Below are 22,483 nucleotides of genomic sequence, written 5' to 3'. Positions count from 1 at the left end.
CGGCCGCCGCCTCGGCCGTTCTGATGGTGAGGTTCTGTGTGTTGACAGCTCACCACCGCATGCTTACAGTCCCCGGGAGCTAAAAAGTGGATGAAGAACATGGCTGCGGACAATCCGGAAGAGGGCAAGTCGAAAGCGACATCACGCCAGATGGCGCTCGCGCTGTTCGAAGACATGTTCGATCAAGGATTGCGCATCAACGAGGCCAATCGCGAGATCGGTTATCAGCGCAACGATTTCTTCACCGAGATCGTCAACATGGGACTGCCGGCGCGGCGGTTTCTCGATGCCGCTTACTTCATCGTCGCGCAGGAGCCCGAGCAACGCGATCAGTACGACGTCGAACTCAACTACTTCAAGTGGCTGATGCGTTACGACAGCCGCAACCTGAAGCATTTGCGCACGATCGCCGACGAAGCTCAGAACGCGAAAGTCCGCGTAACGAATACGCCTGCGGACCGCGATCCCAGTGAAGACGACCTGTGGGTGCAGGTCCAACTGATCGGTATGGTCGGCTTTCATCGCGGACGTATGCGTTTCGACGTCCATCCACGGCTCGTGCCGCATATCCGCGATCCGCAGAAATCGCACTGGCTGAGCTTGCGCATTTCCACCGCGTTCACGCGCAGTCTCGCGCGCGCTATCTACGACAAGGTTTTGCCCAACGTGCCCGCAGGACGCACCGACTGGATCCAGCTCGAGGAAATGCGTAACTGGCCCGGCAAAATGGGCGCGAACGCCGCCATCTTCAAATACTTCAAGCGCGATTGGCTCGAGCCGGCGGTGCGCGAGATCAACGAAGTGTCGGACGTCGAGATCTCTTACGAGACGCGCACTGCATCCACGACGTCGAAGAAAATCGACCGCATCCGCTTCCTCCTCAAGCGCAAGGACACAGCCGACGCGGTACTCGCGAGCCTCGCCGACGCGAGCCATCTCTACAAGATTCTTACCGACGAATTCGGGCTGTCGACCAAGCAGTTCAGCGAGATTTCGGAGAACCGCGAACTGTGGACCGACGAGCGTATTCAGCAGGCCGTCGAATACACGCGCTTCAGAATCAAGCGCGGCCAGGTCAAGAAGAGTCCCGCGGGCTATCTGATGCGCGCGCTACGCGACAACTGGAAGATCTCCGACGCCGAGCGCACGATGGTCGACGTGCAAGCCAAACTGCTCGCCGACGAAGCGCAGGAACAGGCGGCCAAGACCGAAACGAGAAAGACCCTGGCGACCAGCATCGCGACGCGTGAAGAAGAAGTGCGCGCGCGCATGAACGAGGATTCGCGCAAGGGCCGCGATCATTTCAATGCCGCCGATCCGAAGACGCGCAAGGAACTGATGCATGCGTGGACAACCTCGCGCGAAGGCAAGCTGATGCTGCGCAGGATGAAGCTCGAACCGTCGACGGTCACCGAAGATGCGATCCTCGCGAATACGGAGCTGGTCTGGTATCTGGGGCAGTTCGTGTTCGGCCGGATGAATGCGGCGCGCGCGGCCGCGTGAAGTGAGCCGGTAATCAGCAGGCAAGCAATCCAGACTCGGCCGAACAGCAACAGGAAAGGGGTCTCGCACTGACGAACAGCGACGTCAGAGCGAGACCCCTTGATACTTTAGCCGGCACAAAACTCTCAGAAGGTACCGACCAGCGAGCCCAGCACGATCACCACGACCAGCGCGAGCAACGCGCCGAGAATCGCCACCATCACGATGTCGCGATAGCTTTCGCGATGGTTCGAGCCGCACACCGCGAGCAGCGTCACGACCGCGCCGTTATGCGGCAGGCTGTCGAGTGTCCCGGAGGACATCACGGCGACCCGATGCAACAGCGCCGGGTCGATGCCGTGTTGCGCGGCCAGTTGTAGATAGGTGCCGCCGAGCGCGTCGAGCGCGATGGTGAGACCGCCTGAAGCCGAGCCGGTCAAGCCCGCGAGCAGATTGGTCGCGACCGCGAGCGATACGAGCGGACCACCGCCGACGCCGAGCACCCATTCGCGCACGAGCGCGAACGCGGGCAGCGCGGCAATGACCGCGCCATAGCCGACCAGACTGCCGACGTTGAGCACAGGCAGCACCGATGCATTCGCGCCCGCGTCGATCGTCTCGCGCAGCGCCGGAAGGCGGCGCCGATTGAGCAGCAGGAGTACCACGATCGCGACGACGAGGGCCACGCACACGCCCCACACTCCGGCGACTGCCGAAAGCGACGTCTCACCCCAACGGACCTCGGCCAGATAGTCCGCGTCGATGCGCGGCAGCACGATCACGTTCATCACGAAGTTCGTTAGCACCACGAGCACGAGCGGCGCGAGCGCGACGCCGAACGACGGCAGATCCGCGCTGACGTGCCCGCGCTTCGCTTCCTCAGGATCGAAACTCTGCGAGACGCTCGCGCGTTCGCGCACGAGGTTGTCGCTGGCCGGCGCCGTGGTGGATTTCATCGCCGCGTTGAGTCCGTCGAATCCTTCGTTGGCCGCCTTCGCGCGCGATTGCTGCAAGGACAACCACCACAGCCCGAACGCCACCATCACGACACTCGCGACGATGCCAAGCCCGGGCGCCGCAAACGGCGTCGTACCAAAGAACGGCATCGGGATCGCGTTCTGGATCGCCGGTGTGCCGGGCAGCGCGGACATCGTGAACGTCTGCGTGCCGAGCGCGATCGCGGCCGGCATCAGACGGCGCGGGATATTGGCGGCCTGGAACAGGGCGGTGGCCATCGGCGCGAGCACGAAGAACGCGACGAACAGGCTGACGCCGCCGTAGGTGACGAGCGCGCCACCGATCACGACCGCGAGAATCGCCCGATGCGCGCCAAGCTTCTCCGTCATGTAACTGGCGATCGCCTTGACGGAGCCGCTGTCTTCCATCAGCTTGCCGAACAGCGCGCCGAGCAGAAACAACGGAAAGAACTGCGCGAGAAAGCGCGCGGCGCTGAGCATGAAAGTCTGGGTCCAGTGCGCGAGAATCGGTTCGCCCGAAATCGCGGCGGCCAGCATCGCGGCGAACGGCGCGAGCAACAGCACGGTCCAGCCGCGGTACGCGAAGGCGATCAGCAGCGCGAGACTCGCGAGCATCCCAAAGAGTCCGAGACCGATCGCGAGCGGGGACAGGGTGATGACTTCCATGGTCAGACTCCGTCGAGCAACGCGTCGAGATCCAGCGAGGAGCGCACGCCGATCGAATCGGCATGCCCGGTGAGGAACGCGTCCCCGGCACGCCGGCCTTCGTCGCGCAGCATCGTCAGAAAGCTCCACTCGGCGTTCAGCTTCGACGAGTAGCCGAGTTCGGTCATCAGTTCGCTCGAAATCCGATGGATACGCATCGCCGCCCAATGGCGGCCTTCGTCGCTACCGGCGTCCGCGGCGCGTCGCAGCAGCGCGATCATGCGCAGCTCTTTCAGCAGCGGCGCATTGAAGGCGACTTCGTTCAGGCGGCTGATGATGTCGCGCGCGGTGCGCGGTGTTTCATCCCGCTCGACGGGATTGACCTGGATCAGCAGCGTATCGCTCGACGTGCATTCGCGCACCAGCGGCGTGATGGTGGGATTCCCGGCGTAGCCGCCGTCCCAGTAGTCTTCACCGTCGATCTGCACGGCCTGGAACAGCGTGGGCAGGCAGCCGGAGGCGAGCAGCACGTCGGGCGTCAGGTCGCCATTGCGAAACACGCGCGCCTGGCCCGTGCGCACGCGCGTCGCAGTGATGAACAGCTTGATCGGCGCGTCGCGCAGATGCTCGAAATCGATCGAGTCCTGCAGAATCTTCGCCAGCGGATGTACGCCGCGCGGGTTCAGGTCGTATGGAGAAAACACGCGCGCCGCGAGGTCCATCGCGATGAAGAGCGGCGAGTAGTCGAGCGTCCAGCGGCCCATCAACACGTCGAACGGGCTGCGGCGAAACGGGCTGTACACCGATGCTTCGAATACTCGCCGCCAGAACGCTTCGAGCGCGGCGCGCGCGCCGGCCGCGCCGCCCACCTGATAGCCGCTCACCAGCACCGCGGCGTTCATCGCGCCAGCCGACGTACCCGATATCCCTTCGATCTGCAGCCACGACTCTTCGAGCAAACGGTCGAGGACACCCCATGTAAAAGCACCGTGCGAACCGCCACCCTGCAATGCGAGATCGATAAGGGCGGGTTCGCTGCGAGCGGGTTGGTTTTTTCTTGCAGCCAAGACGACTCCCGTGATGAGGAGTGCTCCATTTCGAGCTGACGCCGCATGCGCGGCGGACGAATGAACTGCTGGCCAATGCTTTGAATTACCGAATGACGTGAGGCGTGTTTCAGAGGTGAAGCATCGCACTGCACCATTGGTATTGGAAGTGGCTACTGATTAAAAGTCAAGCGTATTCAAGGCCTCGCGCGATTGTGCCTGGCAATACCGGCCAGTCAAGCGGAACATAGAGAGCCGGTTGGTCATGCCGAGGTCAAAAACAGCGTGTAAGCAAGCCGGCTGGCGCGCCCCGCCGCGCCGCTGACATAATCATGGATAAGCGGCGTATCTTTGCACCGGCGAGCACGACATTGCGGCGGCAAGGAAGCAACCCGTGTCATCCGTTTGCGCATGCCGCTTGAATGCCAATTCACGCGCTTAATCTTCGTTGTTTCGCCCTGCGCTAATTGCCATAGCTTATTGCAATGTAATGTATCGTCTCGGCGACCGGATACATTACGACATAATTCGACTGATGAACCAGGCTATAAAGCAGGCATCGTCAAATCACGGAGATCACCATGAGCGCCGAGTTGCTGCAAGGGTCTTGTCACTGCGGGGCCGTCAAGTTCGAAGTTCGCACCGAAATCGTTCCGGCCGGCCGCTGTAACTGCAGCCTGTGCCGCCGCAAGGGCGCGCTGATGACGCCGCTCTTTCCCGCCAGTCAACTGAAGATTCTGAGCGGCGAGGATTCGCTGACGCTGTACCAGTTCAACACGAAGGTCGCGAAACACTACTTCTGCAAGCATTGCGGCATCTATCCTTTTCATCAGACGCGCAAGGACCCGCAGCAATGGCGCGTCAATATCGGCTGCCTCGACGGGGTCGACCCTTATGCGCTCGAAGCCAGCGTGGCCGACGGCGCGAGTCTTTCCGTGCTGGAGGACGCATGAAACGCCTGTTTGCCATCGCGGTGTTCGTCGTGGGCGGCTTCGCGGCCGAGCTCGCGCATCCGTTGCAGTGTTCATTGATCCAATCGAGCGGCGTGCAACTCAAACGCCGCGGCAGATAATCCGTCGATGGAAACCTCCGACCACGTATTGATCGTCGACGACGATCGCGGAATCCGCGAACTGCTCGCGGGTTACCTCGAGAAAAACGGCGTGCGCGTCTCGCTCGCGGCCAATGGCCGCCAGATGCGCGCCGCGCTCGAGAACGGCGCACCCGACCTGATCGTGCTCGACCTGATGCTGCCCGGCGAAGACGGCCTCGTGCTGTGCCGCGAGCTGCGCGCGGGCAAGTTCCGCACGGTGCCAATCCTGATGCTGACGGCGCGCAGCGAGGAAGCGGACCGGATCGTCGGCCTCGAAATGGGCGCCGACGATTACCTGACCAAACCGTTCGCCGCACGCGAGCTGCTCGCGCGAATTCGCTCGGTGCTGCGCCGCGCGCGCATGCTGCCGCCCGGCATGGAGGTGACGGAGTCGGCGCCGATGCTGTGCTTCGGCGACTGGCGGCTCGACACGACCGCGCGCCATCTGCTCGATGCGGACGGCACCGAAGTGGCGTTGAGCGGGGCGGAGTACCGTCTGTTGCGCGTGTTTCTCGATCACCCGCAGCGCGTGCTCACGCGCGACCAGCTGCTGAACCTGACCCAGGGACGCCAGGCCGATCCGTTCGACCGCTCGATCGATCTAATGGTGAGCCGCCTGCGCCAACGCCTGCGCGACGGCGCGCGCGAGCCGCGCTACATCAAGACGCTGCGCAGCGAGGGCTACGTGTTTTCGGCGGCGGTGACTGCGATCGGAGATCCGCAATGAACGTTTCTGCATCACCGTCGTCGCTGCGCTGGCCTCGTTGGCCGCGCACCCTGTTCGCGCGGCTCGCGGTGATTCTGTTCGTCGGGCTCGCGCTCGCGCAGGCGCTGTCGTTCTGGCTCACGATGACCGAGCGAGACCAGACGATGACCGGCATCATGATGGGCTACATCGAGCGCGAGGTGGCGAGCTCGGTCGCGCTGCTCGACCATCTGCCGCCCGACGAGCGCGCCCAGTGGCTGCCGCGCCTTGCGCGGCGCAGCTACGAGTTCGTGCTCGGCCCAGGCGTTCCCGGCGCACCGGTCGACGCAAGCCTGTCGGCGCGCGTCGCGCAATCGATCGGCGACGGCATCGGCACGCGTTATCCGTTGACCGTCAACGCGGTGCCCGGCGATCGCGAGCGTCTGCAGGTGCACCTGAAACTGAGCGACGGCACGCCGCTCACCATCGACCTGCGGCCGATGTCCGGCGCTCCGTTGTCGCGCTGGCTGCCGCTCGTGCTGACGCTGCAGCTGCTCGTGCTCGGCGCCTGCTGCTGGCTGGCGGTGCGCCTCGCGACGCGCCCGCTCAATCAGCTCGCAGTCGCGGCCGACACGCTCGGCCCCGACCTGAAGGCCGAGCGTCTGCCCGAAGCCGGTCCGTCCGAAGTGGCGCGCGCCGCGCGCGCGTTCAACGCGATGCAGGATCGGATCGCCACGTACATGACCGAGCGCATGCAGATTCTCGCGGCGATTTCGCACGATCTGCAGACGCCGATCACGCGCATGCGTCTACGCGTCGACACGATGGACGACGACAGCGAGGCCGCGAAGCTGCGCCAGGATCTGAAGGAAATGGAGGCGCTGGTCAAGGAAGGGGTCACTTATGCGCGTACGATGCACGGCACGACCGAGGTGCCGCGCCGCATCGATCCCGATGCGCTGTTCGATAGCCTCGTCTGCGATTACGTGGACGCCGGTCAGCAAGTGTCGCTGCACGGCCAGTTCGGCCAGTCGCTGACGTTGCGTCCACAGGCGTTGAAGCGCATCGTCGGCAATCTGGTCGATAACGCGCTGAGGTACGCCGGCGCCGCGCAGATCGATATCGGCGCGTTGCACGATGGCGAGGCGACCGTGTCGGTGCTCGATCGTGGTCCCGGCATTCCGGCCGAGTCGCTCGAGACGGTGTTCGAGCCGTTCGTGCGACTCGAAGGTTCGCGCAATCGTCAAACGGGCGGCACCGGGCTGGGGCTCGCGATCGCGCGGCAACTCGCGCTCGCGATGGACGCGACGCTCACGCTGCACAACCGGGTTGGCGGCGGTCTCGAAGCGCGGCTGACGTTGAGGAAGTTGCGCGAGTCATAGTTGGACCCACAGCCCGCCACTACGAAATCATCGTCAGGCTTGGACCATCGATGACTTTCGCGCGTCATCTCGAGCTGTCGCTCAGCTGCTTATCAGTAGTTCTGAGCGACCATATTTTCAGCTCGCTTCAGCGATACCCCATCATTTGAGAAAACCGCGTTGATGATGCGATACGTCGCATCATTGTTAAATCATCGATATTCAATGCGACTTATCGATGCTCGCGGCGATAAATTGACAAACGTCAACGGACAGACCATTCTTTTCGTGTGGTGGTTGCAGAGTAACGCGGCTGATCGACAGCAAGATTGGCCGAGAGACACGTTTCGTTCGAATCTGATTACAGATCCTTGTTAAAAAGGTCACTAAAAAGGAATCCGAATGGCGTCCACTCCACAAAAGCTGTCAAAAATGCAACTCACCGGGATGGTCGTGGGCGGCATGGTCGGAGCCGGAATATTTTCCCTACCGCGTACATTCGCCGATGCCACCGGTCCGCTGGGCGCCCTGATTGCGTGGCTGATTGCGGGCACGGGCATGTATATGCTGGCGCGCGTATTTCAAACGCTTGCCGAACGAAAGCCCGAATTGGACGCCGGCGTGTTTGCGTATGCGAAAGCGGGCTTTGGCGACTATCCGGGCTTTCTTTCCGCATTTGGCTACTGGATCAGCAGTTGTATCGGCAATGTTTCTTACTGGGTGCTGATCAAGTCGACACTCGGCGCATTTTTTCCGGTGTTCGGCGACGGTAATACGGTCGTCGCGATCGTCGTTGCTTCGATCGGCATCTGGCTTTTTCATTACATGATCCTGAAGGGCGTGCAGCAGGCGGCCTTCATCAACAGTATCGTCACGGTCGCCAAGATCATCCCGATTCTGGTGTTCATCCTGATCCTGTTGTTCGGCTTTCGAATGGACCTGTTCCAGGCCAACCTCTACGGCGGCGGTCTCGAAGGCAATATTTTCGAGCAGGTGCGGGCCACGATGCTGGTCACGGTGTTCGTGTTCATCGGCATCGAAGGGGCAAGCGTTTATTCCCGCTATGCAAAGAAGCGCTCCGACGTCGGGCATTCGACGATACTCGGCTTCGTCGTCGTCACCTCTCTGATGGTGCTCGTGACGATGCTGCCCTACGCGGTGCTCGAGCGCGCGGACATCGCGGGGATGCGGCAGCCGTCGATGGCTGCGGTTCTCGAAGCGGTGGTCGGTCACTGGGGCGCGGTCTTCGTCAGCATAGGTCTGCTGATTTCGGTGCTCGGCGCTTATCTGGCCTGGTCGTTGATCTGCGCCGAAGTGTTGTTCTCGGCGGCGAGGACCGAAGACATGCCCGCGATCTTCGGCAAGGAAAACGTCAACAAGACGCCGGCCAATGCATTGTGGTTGACCAACATCGTGGTGCAGTTGCTCGTCATCAGCACGTACTTCTCGCGCGATGCATTCGCGCTGATGTTGAACCTGACGAGCGCGATGTCGTTGATTCCGTACCTGTTCGTCGCGGTGTTCGGATGCATGAACGCGAATCGCGGCGACGGTTACGACCTGCGCGCCGACGAGCGCCGGCGCGACCTGATCATGGCCGCAATCGCCGTGATCTATACCGCATTCATGATCTTCGCGGGCGGCCTGAAATTCATTCTGCTTGCCGCGGTGCTGTACGCGCCCGGCACAGCGCTCTACCTTTGGGCGCGGCGAGAGCAGAGCAAGAACGTTTTCATCACGTCCGATTGGTTCATCTTTACCGTCATCGTCATTGGCGCGATCATCGGCGTCTACGCCCTCGTAACCGGAAGGATCACAATCTAACGACAGCAGATTGAACAGAGCGGGTCACCACTGATATTCAGGAGGTCATCATGGCGAACACGGACGCGAAAGCGGGTGAATTGGGTGTCTACTCGGAAGTCGGGCAGCTGCGCAAAGTGATGGTCTGCGCACCGGGGCTCGCGCATCAGCGTCTTACCCCGAGCAACTGCGATGAACTGCTGTTCGACGACGTACTGTGGGTCGAGAACGCGAAGCGCGACCACTTCGACTTCGTCACGAAGATGCGCGACCGCGGTGTCGAAGTGGTGGAGATGCACAATCTGCTCTCCGAAACGGTTGCAGTGCAAGAAGGCAAGAAGTGGATTCTGGACAACCAGGTGGTTCCGAACCAGGTCGGCCTCGGCTTTATCGATGAATTGAGAAGCTATCTGGAAGGGCTCGACAATCGCAAGCTGGCCGAAACGCTGATTGGCGGGCTATCCACGCACGACTTCCCGGAAGCGCACGGCGGCAAGGCGCTGGAGGTTGCGAAGGAAGCGGCGGGCGGCACCGAATATCTGCTGCCGCCGTTGCCGAACACGCTGTACACGCGCGACACGACCTGCTGGATCTATGGCGGCGTCACGCTGAATGCGCTGTACTGGCCGGCCCGCCACGAAGAGACGATCCTGACCACGGCGATCTACAAGTTCCACCCCGACTTCGCCGGCAAGGTCAACGTGTGGTGGGGCGATCCGACCCAGGATCACGGTCTCGCCACGCTGGAAGGCGGCGACGTGATGCCGATCGGCAAGGGCGTCGTGCTGATCGGCATGAGCGAGCGCACCTCGCGTCAGGCCATCAGTCAACTGGCGGCAACGCTGTTCAAGAAGGGCGCGGCCGAGCGCGTGATCGTCGCGGCGATGCCGAAGATTCGCGCGGCGATGCACCTCGATACCGTGTTCACGTTCGCCGATCGCGATTGCGTGCTGGTGGCCCCGGACTTCATGGCGAAGACGCGCACCTATTCGTATCGGCCGAGCAGCCATCCGAGCGGCGTCGAATTGCACGCGGAGAACAAGCCGTTCACCGATGTCGTCGCCGAGGCGTTGGGGCTGAAGCATTTACGCGTGGTCGAGGCGGGCGGCAGCGACTATCAGCGCGAGCGCACGCAGTGGGATAGCGGTGCGAACCTCGTGTGCGCGGCGCCGGGCGTCGTCTATGCATACGACCGCAACACGTACACGAACACGCTTTTGCGTAAGCAGGGCATCGAGGTGATTACGATCGTCGGTGCCGAACTGGGCCGTGGACGAGGCGGCGGTCACTGCATGACCTGCCCGATCATTCGCGATGCGGTCGACTATTGATCAGCCAGGCGGACCGATCTGACGGATGAGTGGCGAAGTGCCGCGCGCGCGTGTGCCGTCGCCAGGCGGTCCGGCTTGAAGTCGAACTTCCTTTTACTATACTTTTTAACGACTTACGGTCAGGCCTGAAATATCGAATTTGACATCTCGCAATTTGCAAAGATTACATTCGATAGACCAGCGATCGCTGCAATGAAGTTCGAATTAATGAATCTGCGAGTAGCTGGACGATTATTTTTCACGTCAATCACGTGAATGCCCGGAGCTTTCTTCCACCGCACGGAGGTTCGAACATGAATAATCGCTTTGTTGCGCAACTCGTCGCGTTGTCGTTTGCCGGTGTGTCGGCGTTCGCGATTGCGGCTGGACCGCAGCCGCAAGACGAGGGCGGCCAGATGGCCGGTACTGGCCGTCAGCAGGTGATGCCGTCGATTCCGCATCGTGACTGGCACAAAGGCCAACGTGTGCCGACCGAATACCGTAATTACAATTTCATAATGGACGACTGGCGCGGACACGGCCTCAATGCGCCGCCGCGCGGCCATAAATGGCTGGGCGTCAATGGCGATTATGTGCTCGTATCGACGAACAACTGGACCATTTCCAACATCGTCGCCGGAAACGAGTAATGCTTGATCGTGGTGCCCAGGTAATCCGGCGACCAGATCTAGCGCCGGCCCCTGGGTACTACTTTGCACGACATGATCTCGTCATGGTCGCTATAGGTTTACTGCTGCGTATCGTATAGACGGTCAGGAACGAACAATGCGGTCACGCCGCTCAAAAAGAACACCGCGCCGACCACGAGAAAGCCGAGTCCGATCGAGAACTGCGTCGCGATAAAACCAATGACGATCGGCGCCGCCCCCGAACAGAAGCGCCCGAGGTTATACGAGCCGCCCACCGCGGTGCCGCGCACCGACGTCGCGAAACTCTCCGACATGAACGTGCCGATCGTGCCGAGCGGCACGCCATACAGAAAGCCGAAGAAAAGCATCAGCGTGGAAATGTTGTCGCGCGTGTGCCAGAAAATGATCACGGGCAGAAACAGCGCCGCACCGATGCAGCCGAGCACGTACACGCCGCGCCGGCTCCAGCGATCACCGAGCCAGCCCGCGAAGATCTTACCGATGAAGGCGACCACGTACGTGCCGATCATATAGCCGGTCAGCGAACTGAACTTGATGTGCAGTTCTTTCTCGAGATATGTCGGCAGCCAGTTGTTCAGACCGTAAAAGCCGGACAGCACGAAGATCGACGCGAAGGTCCACAGGATGAACATCGTGCGTGCCTGGCGGTCGCGGAAAATCTGCGCGTAGCGATTGTCGACGAGCCGCGTCTTGCTTGCACGGTCGGCGGCACGGCTCGCGAGCCATGCGGCCGGTTCGGGAACCGCGAACTTGATCGCGAACGCGAGCAGCACCGGCACGGCCGACACGTAGTACAGCGTGCGCCAGCCGTATTGCGGCAGGATCCAGTTGCTGAGCGCGATCACGACGATATAGCCGGCCGAAATGCCGGTTTGCAGCATACCGAGTACCAGCGAGCGCCGCTCGGTCGGCACGTATTCGGCGACCAGGGTGGTGACTAGCACCATGCAGCCAATGCCGAGCGAACTGATGAAGCGCACCGCCGCGAATTCGACGAAGCTGTGCGTGAACCCGAGCATCCCCGCGCCGAGCGAGAACAGCGCGAGCGCCCAAGCGATGACGCGCACGCGCCCCAGACGATCGCTCGCCCAACCGCCGGCAATGCCGCCGATCGCCATGCCGAGCAAGGTCAGACTACCGAGCGCGCCCGCTTCGACGTTGGTCAACCCGAAGTCGTCCTTGATGCGCGACAGGGTCAGGCCGTACATCATCACGTCGGCGCCATCGGCGATCAGCGCGAGGTAGCCGAGCACGAAGACCAGCACCCAGCGGCCTTGCGAGACGGCCGGATGGGGCACGGCTCGATAGCGTTGCAGATCGGATGGTGTTTTCATGAATGCGCGGCGCAAGCGGGGGATTGCGTACTGTGTTTGATGAGAGCGGGGGCAAGGAAGGCGCCGATCAGCAGGCCCATGCTTTCATGACGGCCGGTGTACCAGCCTTCCTCGTGCGTCAGGTTCATCGTACCGATGCACACGCCGTCATAGGCGATCGGGATGTTCAGGATCGAGCCGAGGCCCATCCCTGTCATCACTGCATGATCGTCGAAGGCCTCGCGAATGCCTTGCGACGTTGCGGCGCGAAACGGCTTCAGTTCCTGGAGTATCTGCCGCGCCCACGCGGTGCCTTGCTTCCGCTTGCGGCCGCCCAGTGGATAGACGTCCGGCATGTTCGTGTAGACCCGTTCGACCTCGTGACGCCGCGCGTCGTAGGACATGATCGTGATCAGGCTCAGGCCTATCGCCTTTGCCGCCACGGCGTGAACCGCGCGGAACAGCTCGAGCGGTTGGTCTTTCGCGCGCATCGCCAGCGCGAGGCGTTCGAGGTCCGCGATATCCAGCATCTGGGTATCGTGCGGTGCTGATCCGGTCAGGTTGCCTTGCATCGTTTGCATCGCGTTTGGATCGGGAAATGTGAAAAGTCGCAGTGCGGTTCAGCCGTGCATGCGGGTGGAGTTCAGCTGGCCTCGCGCGTCGCGGGCCGGTTCGAGTTCGCTCGCTTCGATATCTTCAAGCGAGCGATTGCGCGTTTCGATGCCGAGGAAGAACACCACGCATGCGCCGATCACGAGCACTGTCGTGGTCATCGCGAACACACCGAGGAAGCCGAACAGCGGATAAACGAGGCCGACGAGAATCGGCGCGCTGACCGAGCCGATGCGGCCGAACGATGACGACGAACCCGTGCCCGTGGTGCGCACCGCGGTCGGAAACACCTCCGGCGTATAAGCGTAGACGCCGGCGAATGCGCCGTTCATGAAGAACGACAGCGCAATGCCCGCGGTCATGATCTGTATGCCGGTGTGAGAAAACGCTAGCGTGATCGCGGCGATACCGCCGAGCAGCATGTAGGAAGCGACCACCGCCTTGCGCCCGATCTTCTCGTTGAGCCAAGCGGCCGAGAAGTAGCCGGGAATCTGCGCGCCATAGATCGCGATCGAATAGCCGAAGCTCTTCGTCATCGTCAGTCCTTCCTTGACGAGCAGGCTCGGGATCCACGAGAAGAACGAGTAGTACGCGAACGCAACCGAGAACCACATCAGCCAGCTGACCGCGGTCGTGCGCGCGAGTCGCGGCGACCACAGCGTCACCACGTTGCGCCATGCGTTGCCGCGCGCCGGCGTCGAGACCGGCGTGGGCACCGCGTGAAGCGCGTAGCTTGCGCTCACCGGAGCAAGCGCGATGCCGCGCTCGACGAACGCTGCTTCGATGCGGCCGACAATGCCGTTCGCCTCGTCCGCACGACCCTGGCTTTCGAGCCAGCGCGGCGATTCGGGCAGCGTCCGGCGCCACCACAACAGCATCACGACTGGCAGCGACGTGATCACCGCCAGATAGCGCCAGCCGTCGGCGAAGTTGCGCACCACCGCGAAACCGAGAATCGACGAGGTTAGATAGCCGAACGACATGAACCCGACCAGCGCGCCGCAGAAAATGCCGCGATAGCGGCGCGGCACGAACTCGGCGAGAAACGGCGCGATCACCACGGTCTCCGCGCCTGAACCGAAGCCCGCGACGACGCGCAAGGCGAAGAACGTGTGCCAGTCTTGCGCGGTCGCGCTCGCGAGCGACGCGACGCAATAGATGGCGAGCGCGCTCATCATGATGCGGCGTCGGCCGATCACGTCGGCGAGCACACCCGACAGGAATGCGCCGAAAAAGTAGCCGATATAGGTGCTGCTCGCGACCAGCCCGGTCTGCGCGCTCGTCAATTGCCACAGCTTGCTGACGACCGGCAGCAGAAACGCGAGCGACGACGAATCGAGTCCGTCGAACATGTACCCGAGCCCGCCGATCAGCAGCAGTCTGCGGTGAAAGCTCGATATGGGAAGTCTTTCCAGACGGGCGGCGACGGCGGACACGGCAACTTCTCCTGAGGAAATGGCGCGACGAGGCCGCGCGTTCTGTGCTGATGGCTGCTTCGGGCCGCTTATCGGCCGATCGCGTAGGCCTGCATCTGACGCGGCGTGGCCGCGCCTCGCATCAAACCGTTGCGGATCGCGACCGCGCAGACCCGGCCGAGCGCCCACGGCTCCGCAACGGTGAGATCGTGGCCGCGCGCGCGCAGTTCGGCGAGCGTACTGTCCGGAAAGCGCGACTCGGCGGACATCTTGCCGAGCTGCATCGCGCGGGGATAGAACGAGCCGGGGAAGTGCGCGGTCTGGAACGACGGCGCATCGGCGGCGGCCTGGAAGTTCATGCCGCCATGGACGTGCTTGAGGAACAGTTGCAGCGACCACTGATCCTGCTGGTCGCCGCCCGGCGTGCCGAAGGCGGCGTACGGCTTGCCGTCGCGCGTGACGAGCGTCGGCGACAGCGTGGTGCGCGGGCGGCGGCCCGGGCCGAGTGACGAAGGCAGGCCTTCTTCCATCCAGAACATCTGCGCGCGCGTGGTCACGTTGAAGCCGAGACCCGGCACCGCCGGCGATGCCTGCAACCAGCCGCCCGACGGCGTAGCCGACACCATGTTGCCCCAGCGGTCGACCACGTCGAGATGCACGGTGTCGCCGCGCAATTCGGGCAGCGGCGCGAAGGTCGGCTCACCCTGACCGAAGCCGCCGGCCTGCTCGCGCCCGGCGTTCGCGACGATGCGCGCGGCGCGTTGCTCGCTGTCGCCGAGCAGCCCGGGGCGGAATTCGAGCGACGCGCGGCGCGGATCGATGAGGCGGCGCCGCTCGTCGTTGTATGCGTCGCTGAGCAGCATGTCCATCGGCACATGGGAAAACGCCGGGTCGCCGTAGAACACTTCGCGATCGGCGAATGCGAGTTTCGAGCACTCGATCACCGTGTGCACGAAATCGGGTCCGAGGGGGTCCATCGCGCCGAGATCGAAGCCCTTCAGCAGCGCGAGCTGTTGCAGGAACATCGGGCCCTGGCCCCACGGGCCGGTTTTGTGCACGCGCAGGCCCGCGTAGTCGTACGACACCGGGTCTTCGTAGGTCGGCTCCCAGCGCGCGAGATCGCCAGCATCGAGCAGGCCGCTATTGCGCAGGCCCGAGGTGTCGAGTACGGCGGTCGAACGGAAGTACTGGTCGATCGCGTCGGCGACGAAGCCGCGATAGAAGGCATCGCGCGCGCGTTCGCACTGCTCGGCGCGATCGCTGCGCGTGTTCGCCTCACGCAGGATGCGCTTGTAGGTTTCGGCGATCGCCGGATTCGCGAACAACTGGTTCGGCATCGGCGCCTCGCCGTTGCGCAGCCATTGTTCGGCGGAGGTCGTCCATTCGGTGCGAAAGAAGTCCTGAATCGCGAGAATCGACGATGCCATGCGCGGCAGCACTGGATAGCCGTTTTCCGCGTAGCCGATCGCATAGCTCAGCACGTCTTCGAGCGGCAACTGGCCATAGTCGCGCAGCAGCGCCATCCACGCGCCGAACGCGCCCGGCACGACCGCGGGCAGCAGGCCCGTGCCCGGCACCACGTCGAGCCCCATCTTGCGCATCCGCTCGATGGTCATGCGCGCGGGCGTCACGCCCTGTCCGCACAGCACGCGCACGCGTTCTTCGCGCGCACTGTAGAACACCACCGGCAGTTCGCCACCCGGACCGTTCAGATGCGGCTCGACGATCTGCAGGACGAAGCCGGCCGCGGCGGCGGCGTCGAACGCATTGCCGCCTTTTTCGAGGACCGCCATCGCCGATGCGCTCGCGAGCCAGTGCGTCGAGGCCACCATGCCGAAGGTGCCGATCAGTTCTGGACGGGTTGTAAACGACATGCGCAACTCCTTGGCGACGACGGGTCCTAATGATTGAACCAACGCTTAATGGTTCGACTGGAGAAAATGAAAGCGTAAGTCTAACGAAGCCGGGTTGCACCCGGTGTTAACCCTTGAGTTGCGAGCCAGTATAGCGGATCAAAAATCACTGGGTGCTGCCGTGTCAAGTCGTTGCTATTCTGGTATCGTTGAGACCAATGCACATTGGTTCATTGAACGACATGGAAAAATTGGTACTGGCTGCGCTGCTCGACTACATCGCGGGCCATCAGTTGAAGGACGGTGACGCGCTGCCGCCCGAACGAAAGCTCGCCGAAGAACTGGACGTGAGCCGCCGCGAGTTGCGCGCGGCGCTCGCTTCACTCGAGGCGTCGGGGCGCGTGTGGCGCGGCGTCGGCCGCGGTACCTATCTGGGCGCGCGGCCGCTGAAGTTTGCGCCGACGCTGCGCGGCTTGCGCGCAGGTACCAGTCCCGCGGATATCGCCGAAATGCGGCTGCTGTTCGAGCCGGCGTTGGCGGCGCTGGCCGCTACGAAAGCGAGTGGTGACGATCTGCAGGAGCTGGAGAAGTGCGCACGCAAAAATGCCGCCGCGAAAAACGACGAAGAGTGGCAGCAATGGGATCATCGTTTTCATTTGCTGATCGGACATGCCACGCGTAATCCCGCGTTGATCGCTTTGATGGAGGTGATCAACGGCATGCGGGTGAAGCCGGAGGTTCGTGAGAAAACTTCCGCGCAGGAGACGCGGCAGTTTTTCGCGCAACAGCATCAGGCGATCGTCAATGCGCTGAAAGCGCGCGATTCGGACGCGGCCGCGCAATGCATGCGCGAGCATCTGCTGAGCGTGCAGTGGCGTGCGTCGGCGAAGACCGATGCAGCGGCGGTGCGGCGTGCGTGAGCTTGCCGTGGTGCCGCGCGTCGGTCATGCGATGGCGGAGCTTTACTGCGCAAGCTTCCGGTTCAACCGGCGCATGCCGTCGAAAACCGCATCGGCCACGTCCAGTGGAAAGTCGGCGGGCAGTTGCGACGAGACGGTGTCGATCACCGTCTCCGTTTGCGCGCTCAACTGATCGATCAGCGCATCGACATCGGTGGCGGAAAAGCCCACGCGTTGTCCTTCGGCCACCCAATGCCGGCGCTGGATCTGATTGAGCAGGTAGTGGACGTTCTTGCCGCGGACCGCCATCGCCAGTTTCACTTTTTGCGCCGCGAGACGTCCCGCACCGCTTCCGATGATCGGATGCGCGGACAGCACGTCGTAAAGCGGCGTGGCTTCGTAGCGATTGCCGGGCAGATGCGCGATGCTGAAATTCTTCGCGTGGCCATCGGTCGCGGCGAGCAGCCAGAAAACCAGCTGCGTCGCGAAGAAGTTGCGGCGGTCCGTCGTTGCACGTGCGGAGCCCGCCAGTATCTCCATGATCGCCTCGATGCCCGGTCCGCCGTCGGACTCGTACTTGTGCAGCGCCGACGTGCCAGTGGCCTGACACATGTCCTCTTGCGGCAGACGCACGATCCACGTGGCGTCGCTCGACAGACGCCGATCGAAGCGCTCGACGATCAATACCTTCTGCTCGTCGAATCGCGCGATTTCGCAACGCGCGACGGGGAGCCCATAGGCCGCGACGATCTGCGAGCACAGCCATTCGTTTTCCACCGACGTGCGCATATCGGCGCGCATGTTGCCGACGAGCCCGAGCGGCAGCTTGAATATATGCGTGGTCGGCGTGCTGCCTTCGGGCAGCAGCCAGCGGTTGCGATAACGGAGCAGCGCGGTTTTTTCCTGCGCACCGGCGATCGACAGACGCAGGTCTTCGAGCGGATCGTGCTGCCCGAGCGGCGCCGCCGACGTCGTGCCGCGCAGCAGCGCCGCGATGTCGCTGTCGCTGAGTTCGCGGCCGTGGATGCTCGTCAGGTCACTCGGCTCTTCGTCCGGCGGCAGCAGTTGCAAGGCACCGACGCAGTCGCGCCCGAGCGTGGTGAGCAACGCAAACGGCGCGGTGCTGCCGGTCCGGTAGCGCGCGGCGATGCGGCGCCGGATCGGTTCGCTGTCGGGCAGCAGGTTGTCGAAATAGTCGGCGACGATCTGGCCGCGATACGGCTGATTGCCCGGGGTGAACGGCAGCGACAGCGATAGCGGGCGTCCTTGTGGATCGCCGATCCATTCGTCGGCATAGGTCAGGCGTTCGCCGCTGCGTGTCGTTTCCCATGTGCCGACCCGCAGGCCGTTCATCCATAGGTTCAGACGGTTCGGTGTGTTGCGCGCCATGCTTACCAGTCCTCCCGTTTCTTGCTGGCGCCGGCAGCTTTGGTTGCCTTGGCAGGCTTGACCGCTTTGGGCTTTTGGGAGGTGCTGGCGGGTTTGGCCGCTTTGGCGCCGCTGCTCGATGCCTGGGCTGCGGCGCGGTCGCTGGCATCACCGGCCGATGTCGTCGCCGCGCGCCGCGCCCCACCTTGCGCGCGTGTGGCGCGTTTGGCGTTGCCTTTTGCCGCGGCCGGCGCGGCGACTTCCCAGGGCGCGCTTTGCGAAGATCCGCTCTGCGTGAGCTTCAGATCGACCTGCAAGACCCGTAACACCCTGAAGAGCCGTTCGACGCTGACGGCCGCCGGATTTGCTTCGAGTTGCGCGTAGGTCTGTTGCGTGACGCCGAGATGGGCGGCCATCGCAGTTTGAGTGAGCCCGGCGGCCTTCCTGAAGCCCTGCAGGATCGGTCTGAGCTGGCTCAGTGTCTTGATGGCGTAGTCCACGGTGGATCTCCGGTTCGGCTGCGGCGGCGTAACAGGCCACAACCTGTAAATTGCGGATACAGTCTATACCCTGTATTTCGTAAATACAAGCTAAAGACTGTTAATGGTGGGCACGGAGATATTTGAAACGCTGTCCTCTCTCGCTGGTCATCACGCAACTAACGGTCAACCGCGCACCACCACCCACTTCGCTGCTGCGCAGCCAACCGCCGCAAGGAAAGTGTGATCGACCGGAGCTCGTTAGCCGACAGACGACGGCGTGAAATCCGCTGGGTCACCGATAAGATGATGGACAAACGCATCAATAAAAAACGAACGTAATGCCAGAACAAGCGTCTCGAACGTAAATCGACAGATTCACATCGTTTTCAATTAACGCGATCTAATCAGGAAGCCGAATATTCACGACAGGAAGAAGAAACTGTGTTCGGATTGCGTGGAAAGAACACTGAATGGACATCGATAAAAAATCGCCAGCAATATCACCGCGCTCGATCGAGCGAAGGATAACCGATGAATGTTGACGCGAATTGCATCGCGCCCTTCGCTCGTAGAATGAGATTTGACACAAATTTCACGCGGCGTGCATCGAGCGGAAATGAGCTTGGAAATTGCAGAAAAGGCTGTAGACTCTATAGCGTGTGTTACGCGGCGATGTCAACGCCGTTTCAATCGTTGCGCGCACACAGCATGTGTGCAAATCACTCCAATCCGTCACGAGATTTTCTGCCATCAAGGTGTCTATTCGCTGATAAGACTCAACGCTAATAGACCCTGAACCGGCGAACCACGCCGACCGATGAACCTGAAAGGAGAATCGACGATACCCACAGACCACTCTTTCAAATAACGCGATCGACACCGCCGGATGCGGTCGCTGGCCGGCCGCTGGAGAACATAACTTCCCTGGAGTATGTGATGGCAAGCAAACCACAATGGCGAACGCTGTTATCTGTGACTTTTCTGTCGCTGGCAATGATGGGCAACGTCGCGCGTGCGGAAAACATTCCAATCGTCACGGGCCAGCAATGGATGCAGTCGACCGATGAGCAGAAGAAAGCGTATCTGGTCGGTATCTCGAATGTGATTGACATCGAGCGCGCCTATGCTGGCAACACGGCGAACAGCAATGACATCGCGCAGCGCTTCGGCAAGGGCATGCAAGGCCAGACGCTCGACAGCGTGCGTCAAGGCCTCGATAGCTACTACGCGGCCAATCCCACGATGATCCAGCACCCGGTGATCGAGACTCTCTGGTTCCAGATGGTCGTGCCCGGCCTGAAGAAAAATCAATAAGGAGAACGATCATGAAACGACTTGGGTGGATCGTTAGTATTGGCGCGCTGGCTGCGATGATCGGTTGCACGGACATGAGCCCGCGGACGCAGGGAACGATAGGCGGCGCGGCACTCGGCGCGGGCGCCGGTGCGGGTATCGCGGCGATCTCCGGCGGCGACGCGTGGACCGGCGCGATCATCGGCGGTGCGGCGGGCGGCGTGGCCGGCAATATCCGCGGCCGTTAGTCATTGCCAGCGAGCAGGCAGGGCCGGGGCGCGACGCGGGTCGCGTCCCGGCTTTTCGTTATTGAAGCGAACGGCCCGATGATTTGGCCGTGATGGGCAGCCCGTAGGCGTCGGGCGAAGCGACTTCGGAAGCGTCGCTGAACGACTCTTCTTGCGATCATCCGCGTCTGGCATCTCTTGCCTCCCCAGCACGCCGCTTCGTCGATGCCGCGCCGCGCGCTCGGACGACAAAGTTTGAACCGCTGATTAAAAGCCCTTAGGATATCCACACCGAAGCCGTCCCGATGACGGCATGCGCACACCACGCAGAGAGCAGCCTGCGCGCGGTGCAACCTTCATCTCATCAAGAGAACACGAATGCTGCGCACGTCGCTGAAGGTAATAAAGATAAGTGCATGGGTTCTGGTGCTGCTGGCGGTGCTCGCATTGGGGCTACGCGCGTGGTATTCGCAGCGCGGGCCGGAACTGTCGGTATGGCATACCTATGTGCCGCGCGAAATGACCGTCGAGGAAATGGACACCGCCGACTGGAACGCGTACGTCAAGGCGGAAAACCGGATTTTCGAGGACGTGCGCGCCAATGTCGTCGATAAGATCCGGCCGTCGGAGCGCATTTCGGCGAACCGTTATTACGAGGGCTCGCCGATTTTTCCGTGGCATTTCGCCGAAAACTGGAATCGCTCGTACATTCTCGAACCGTCGGGGCCTCCCGTCGGCGCGGTCGTGCTGCTGCACGGCATGACGGATGCGCCGTACAGCATGCGGCATATCGCGCGTCGATATCGCGATCGCGGTTTCGTCGCGATCGGCATCCGCTTGCCGGGACATGGCACGGTGCCGGCGGGGCTCACCGACGTGCACTGGAAGGACTGGACCGCAGCCACGCGGCTCGCGGTACGCGAAGCGCGACGTCGCGTGGGGCCGGACAAGCCGATCGAGCTGGTCGGGTTTTCGAACGGCGGCGCGCTTGCGCTGCAATATGCGCTCGACGCGATCGAGAATCCCGCGCTCGCGCGTCCGACGCGCGTCGTGCTGATCTCGCCGATGATCGGCGTTACACGCTACGCGCGCTTTGCCGGTCTCGCCGGATTGCCCGCGGTGCTGCCGGCCTTTGCGCGCGCCGCGTGGCTCGGTATCGTGCCGGAGTTCAACCCGTTCAAGTACAACTCGTTTCCAGTGAATGGCGCGCGGCAGTCCTATCTCCTCACGAGTGTTATTCAGGAACAGATTGCGCGGCTCGAGCGCGAGAACCGGCTCGATTCGTTGCCGCCAATTCTGACGTTCCAGTCGGTGACGGATTTCACGGTCAGCACGCCCGCGGTGATGTCGTTGCTCTACGACAAGCTGCCTGAGAACGGAAGCGAAGTCGTGCTGTTCGACGTTAACCGCAGCGTGCGCTTCAGGACCTTCCTACGCAACGCGTCGTACACGGCGCTCTCGCGACTGTTGCGCATCGGTCCGCAGAACTATCGCACCACGGTGATCGCCAACGTGTCGCCGGATTCGGCGCATACTGTCGAGCGCAGCGTTTATGCGGGAGAAGTGCAAACGCGCGTCAAGCCGCTGGACATCGATTATCCGCAGGATATTTTCTCGTTGTCGCACGTCGCGATTCCTTTCCCGATCACCGACGCGCTGTACGGCATCGCGCCGGACGATTCGGAGAACTTCAACGAGAACCTCGGTACGCTCGCGCCGCGCGGCGAACGCGGCACGCTGATTCTGACGCTCGATTCGATGTTCCGCATCGCGTCGAATCCGTTCTTCCCGTATCTGCTGCAGCGGATCGACGAAGGCATCGGCAAGATGCCGCCGCCGGTGGTCAAGTCACCGCCGCGCACGCACGAAACGGCGGGCGGTCCACCCGACGATTTCGCGGCGGACCTGAACGCGCTGGGGGAGGTAGACTCGGACGAACCTTGAGGTG

20 protein-coding genes are annotated in these 22,483 nt (G+C 62.4%); 12 read left to right on the top strand and 8 right to left on the bottom strand.

The window, feature by feature from the left end:
- Nucleotides 1-99 precede the first annotated feature (99 nt).
- Nucleotides 100-1,503 (top strand): replication initiation protein, encoded by a 1,404-nt coding sequence (locus QFZ94_RS37415; RefSeq protein ID WP_410851594.1) that lies wholly within the window; start codon nt 100-102, stop codon nt 1,501-1,503.
- Nucleotides 1,504-1,628: 125 nt separating this feature from the next.
- Here QFZ94_RS37415 and QFZ94_RS37410 read toward each other — a convergent pair whose 3' ends face one another.
- Both QFZ94_RS37410 and QFZ94_RS37405 read right to left on the bottom strand, forming a co-directional pair.
- Nucleotides 1,629-3,125, bottom strand: a complete 1,497-nt coding sequence (locus QFZ94_RS37410; RefSeq protein WP_429462990.1) for a GntP family permease — start codon at nt 3,123-3,125, stop codon at nt 1,629-1,631.
- A gap of 2 nt (nt 3,126-3,127) precedes the next feature.
- Nucleotides 3,128-4,171: a patatin-like phospholipase family protein gene (locus tag QFZ94_RS37405; RefSeq protein WP_368582620.1), complete on the bottom strand. Its 1,044-nt coding sequence runs from the start codon at nt 4,169-4,171 to the stop codon at nt 3,128-3,130.
- A gap of 560 nt (nt 4,172-4,731) precedes the next feature.
- On the opposite strand from QFZ94_RS37405, the gene QFZ94_RS37400 reads away from it, so the two are divergent.
- The 7 genes from QFZ94_RS37400 to QFZ94_RS37370 all read left to right on the top strand — a co-directional run bounded on the left by QFZ94_RS37400 (nt 4,732) and on the right by QFZ94_RS37370 (nt 11,052).
- On the top strand, nt 4,732-5,103 hold the full coding sequence (locus QFZ94_RS37400; protein WP_368582621.1) for a GFA family protein: 372 nt from the start codon (nt 4,732-4,734) through the stop codon (nt 5,101-5,103).
- Nucleotides 5,100-5,222 (top strand): hypothetical protein, encoded by a 123-nt coding sequence (locus QFZ94_RS37395; RefSeq protein WP_255208695.1) that lies wholly within the window; start codon nt 5,100-5,102, stop codon nt 5,220-5,222. The genes QFZ94_RS37400 and QFZ94_RS37395 overlap by 4 nt, the downstream gene beginning before the upstream one ends.
- A 7-nt stretch (nt 5,223-5,229) precedes the next feature.
- The gene (locus QFZ94_RS37390) at nt 5,230-5,970 is read left to right on the top strand and encodes a response regulator (RefSeq protein ID WP_018422680.1); all 741 of its coding nucleotides are present in this window, start codon (nt 5,230-5,232) and stop codon (nt 5,968-5,970) included.
- A complete protein-coding gene (locus tag QFZ94_RS37385; RefSeq protein ID WP_429462989.1) occupies nt 5,967-7,310 on the top strand; it encodes an ATP-binding protein in 1,344 nt (447 codons plus the stop codon). Before QFZ94_RS37390 ends, QFZ94_RS37385 begins: the two co-directional genes overlap by 4 nt.
- A 381-nt stretch (nt 7,311-7,691) precedes the next feature.
- On the top strand, nt 7,692-9,113 hold the full coding sequence (locus QFZ94_RS37380) for a basic amino acid/polyamine antiporter (protein WP_368582623.1): 1,422 nt from the start codon (nt 7,692-7,694) through the stop codon (nt 9,111-9,113).
- Nucleotides 9,114-9,163: 50 nt separating this feature from the next.
- The gene (arcA, locus tag QFZ94_RS37375; protein ID WP_368582624.1) at nt 9,164-10,423 is read left to right on the top strand and encodes an arginine deiminase; all 1,260 of its coding nucleotides are present in this window, start codon (nt 9,164-9,166) and stop codon (nt 10,421-10,423) included.
- A 293-nt stretch (nt 10,424-10,716) separates the two neighbouring features.
- Nucleotides 10,717-11,052 (top strand): RcnB family protein, encoded by a 336-nt coding sequence (locus tag QFZ94_RS37370; RefSeq protein ID WP_368582625.1) that lies wholly within the window; start codon nt 10,717-10,719, stop codon nt 11,050-11,052.
- A gap of 98 nt (nt 11,053-11,150) precedes the next feature.
- On the opposite strand, the gene QFZ94_RS37365 is transcribed toward QFZ94_RS37370, so the two are convergent.
- The 4 genes from QFZ94_RS37365 to QFZ94_RS37350 form a co-directional block, all read right to left on the bottom strand.
- Entirely contained in the window at nt 11,151-12,407 is a 1,257-nt protein-coding gene (locus QFZ94_RS37365) for an MFS transporter (RefSeq protein WP_368582626.1), read from the bottom strand.
- A complete protein-coding gene (locus QFZ94_RS37360; RefSeq protein ID WP_368582627.1) occupies nt 12,404-12,967 on the bottom strand; it encodes a GAF domain-containing protein in 564 nt (187 codons plus the stop codon). The genes QFZ94_RS37365 and QFZ94_RS37360 overlap by 4 nt, the downstream gene beginning before the upstream one ends.
- A gap of 39 nt (nt 12,968-13,006) precedes the next feature.
- On the bottom strand, nt 13,007-14,434 hold the full coding sequence (locus tag QFZ94_RS37355; RefSeq protein ID WP_429462988.1) for an MFS transporter: 1,428 nt from the start codon (nt 14,432-14,434) through the stop codon (nt 13,007-13,009).
- 68 nt (nt 14,435-14,502) lie between these two features.
- The gene (locus QFZ94_RS37350; RefSeq protein WP_429462987.1) at nt 14,503-16,287 is read right to left on the bottom strand and encodes a gamma-glutamyltransferase family protein; all 1,785 of its coding nucleotides are present in this window, start codon (nt 16,285-16,287) and stop codon (nt 14,503-14,505) included.
- Nucleotides 16,288-16,508: 221 nt separating this feature from the next.
- Between QFZ94_RS37350 and QFZ94_RS37345 the strand changes: the two genes are divergently transcribed.
- A complete protein-coding gene (locus QFZ94_RS37345; RefSeq protein ID WP_429462986.1) occupies nt 16,509-17,186 on the top strand; it encodes a FadR/GntR family transcriptional regulator in 678 nt (225 codons plus the stop codon).
- A 42-nt stretch (nt 17,187-17,228) separates the two neighbouring features.
- On the opposite strand, the gene QFZ94_RS37340 is transcribed toward QFZ94_RS37345, so the two are convergent.
- Together QFZ94_RS37340 and QFZ94_RS37335 are read right to left on the bottom strand one after the other, a co-directional pair.
- Nucleotides 17,229-18,554: a type II toxin-antitoxin system HipA family toxin gene (locus QFZ94_RS37340; protein ID WP_429462985.1), complete on the bottom strand. Its 1,326-nt coding sequence runs from the start codon at nt 18,552-18,554 to the stop codon at nt 17,229-17,231.
- A 2-nt stretch (nt 18,555-18,556) separates the two neighbouring features.
- Nucleotides 18,557-19,033, bottom strand: a complete 477-nt coding sequence (locus QFZ94_RS37335) for a helix-turn-helix transcriptional regulator (protein WP_429462984.1) — start codon at nt 19,031-19,033, stop codon at nt 18,557-18,559.
- Between the two features lie 918 nt (nt 19,034-19,951).
- Here QFZ94_RS37335 and QFZ94_RS37330 point away from each other — a divergent pair.
- The 3 genes from QFZ94_RS37330 to QFZ94_RS37320 all read left to right on the top strand — a co-directional run bounded on the left by QFZ94_RS37330 (nt 19,952) and on the right by QFZ94_RS37320 (nt 22,479).
- Nucleotides 19,952-20,329, top strand: coding sequence for a hypothetical protein (locus tag QFZ94_RS37330; protein WP_176121532.1), 378 nt, complete (start codon nt 19,952-19,954; stop codon nt 20,327-20,329).
- Between the two features lie 11 nt (nt 20,330-20,340).
- On the top strand, nt 20,341-20,556 hold the full coding sequence (locus QFZ94_RS37325) for a hypothetical protein (RefSeq protein WP_018433676.1): 216 nt from the start codon (nt 20,341-20,343) through the stop codon (nt 20,554-20,556).
- Nucleotides 20,557-20,913: 357 nt separating this feature from the next.
- The gene (locus tag QFZ94_RS37320; protein WP_368582633.1) at nt 20,914-22,479 is read left to right on the top strand and encodes an alpha/beta hydrolase; all 1,566 of its coding nucleotides are present in this window, start codon (nt 20,914-20,916) and stop codon (nt 22,477-22,479) included.
- Nucleotides 22,480-22,483 lie beyond the last annotated feature (4 nt).

The sequence above is a fragment of the Paraburkholderia sp. JPY465 genome (assembly GCF_050436725.1).
GTDB classification, from domain to species: domain Bacteria; phylum Pseudomonadota; class Gammaproteobacteria; order Burkholderiales; family Burkholderiaceae; genus Paraburkholderia; species Paraburkholderia youngii.
Note: the sequence above shows the minus strand (reverse complement) of the source record. Positions and strands in the feature narration are given on the sequence as shown.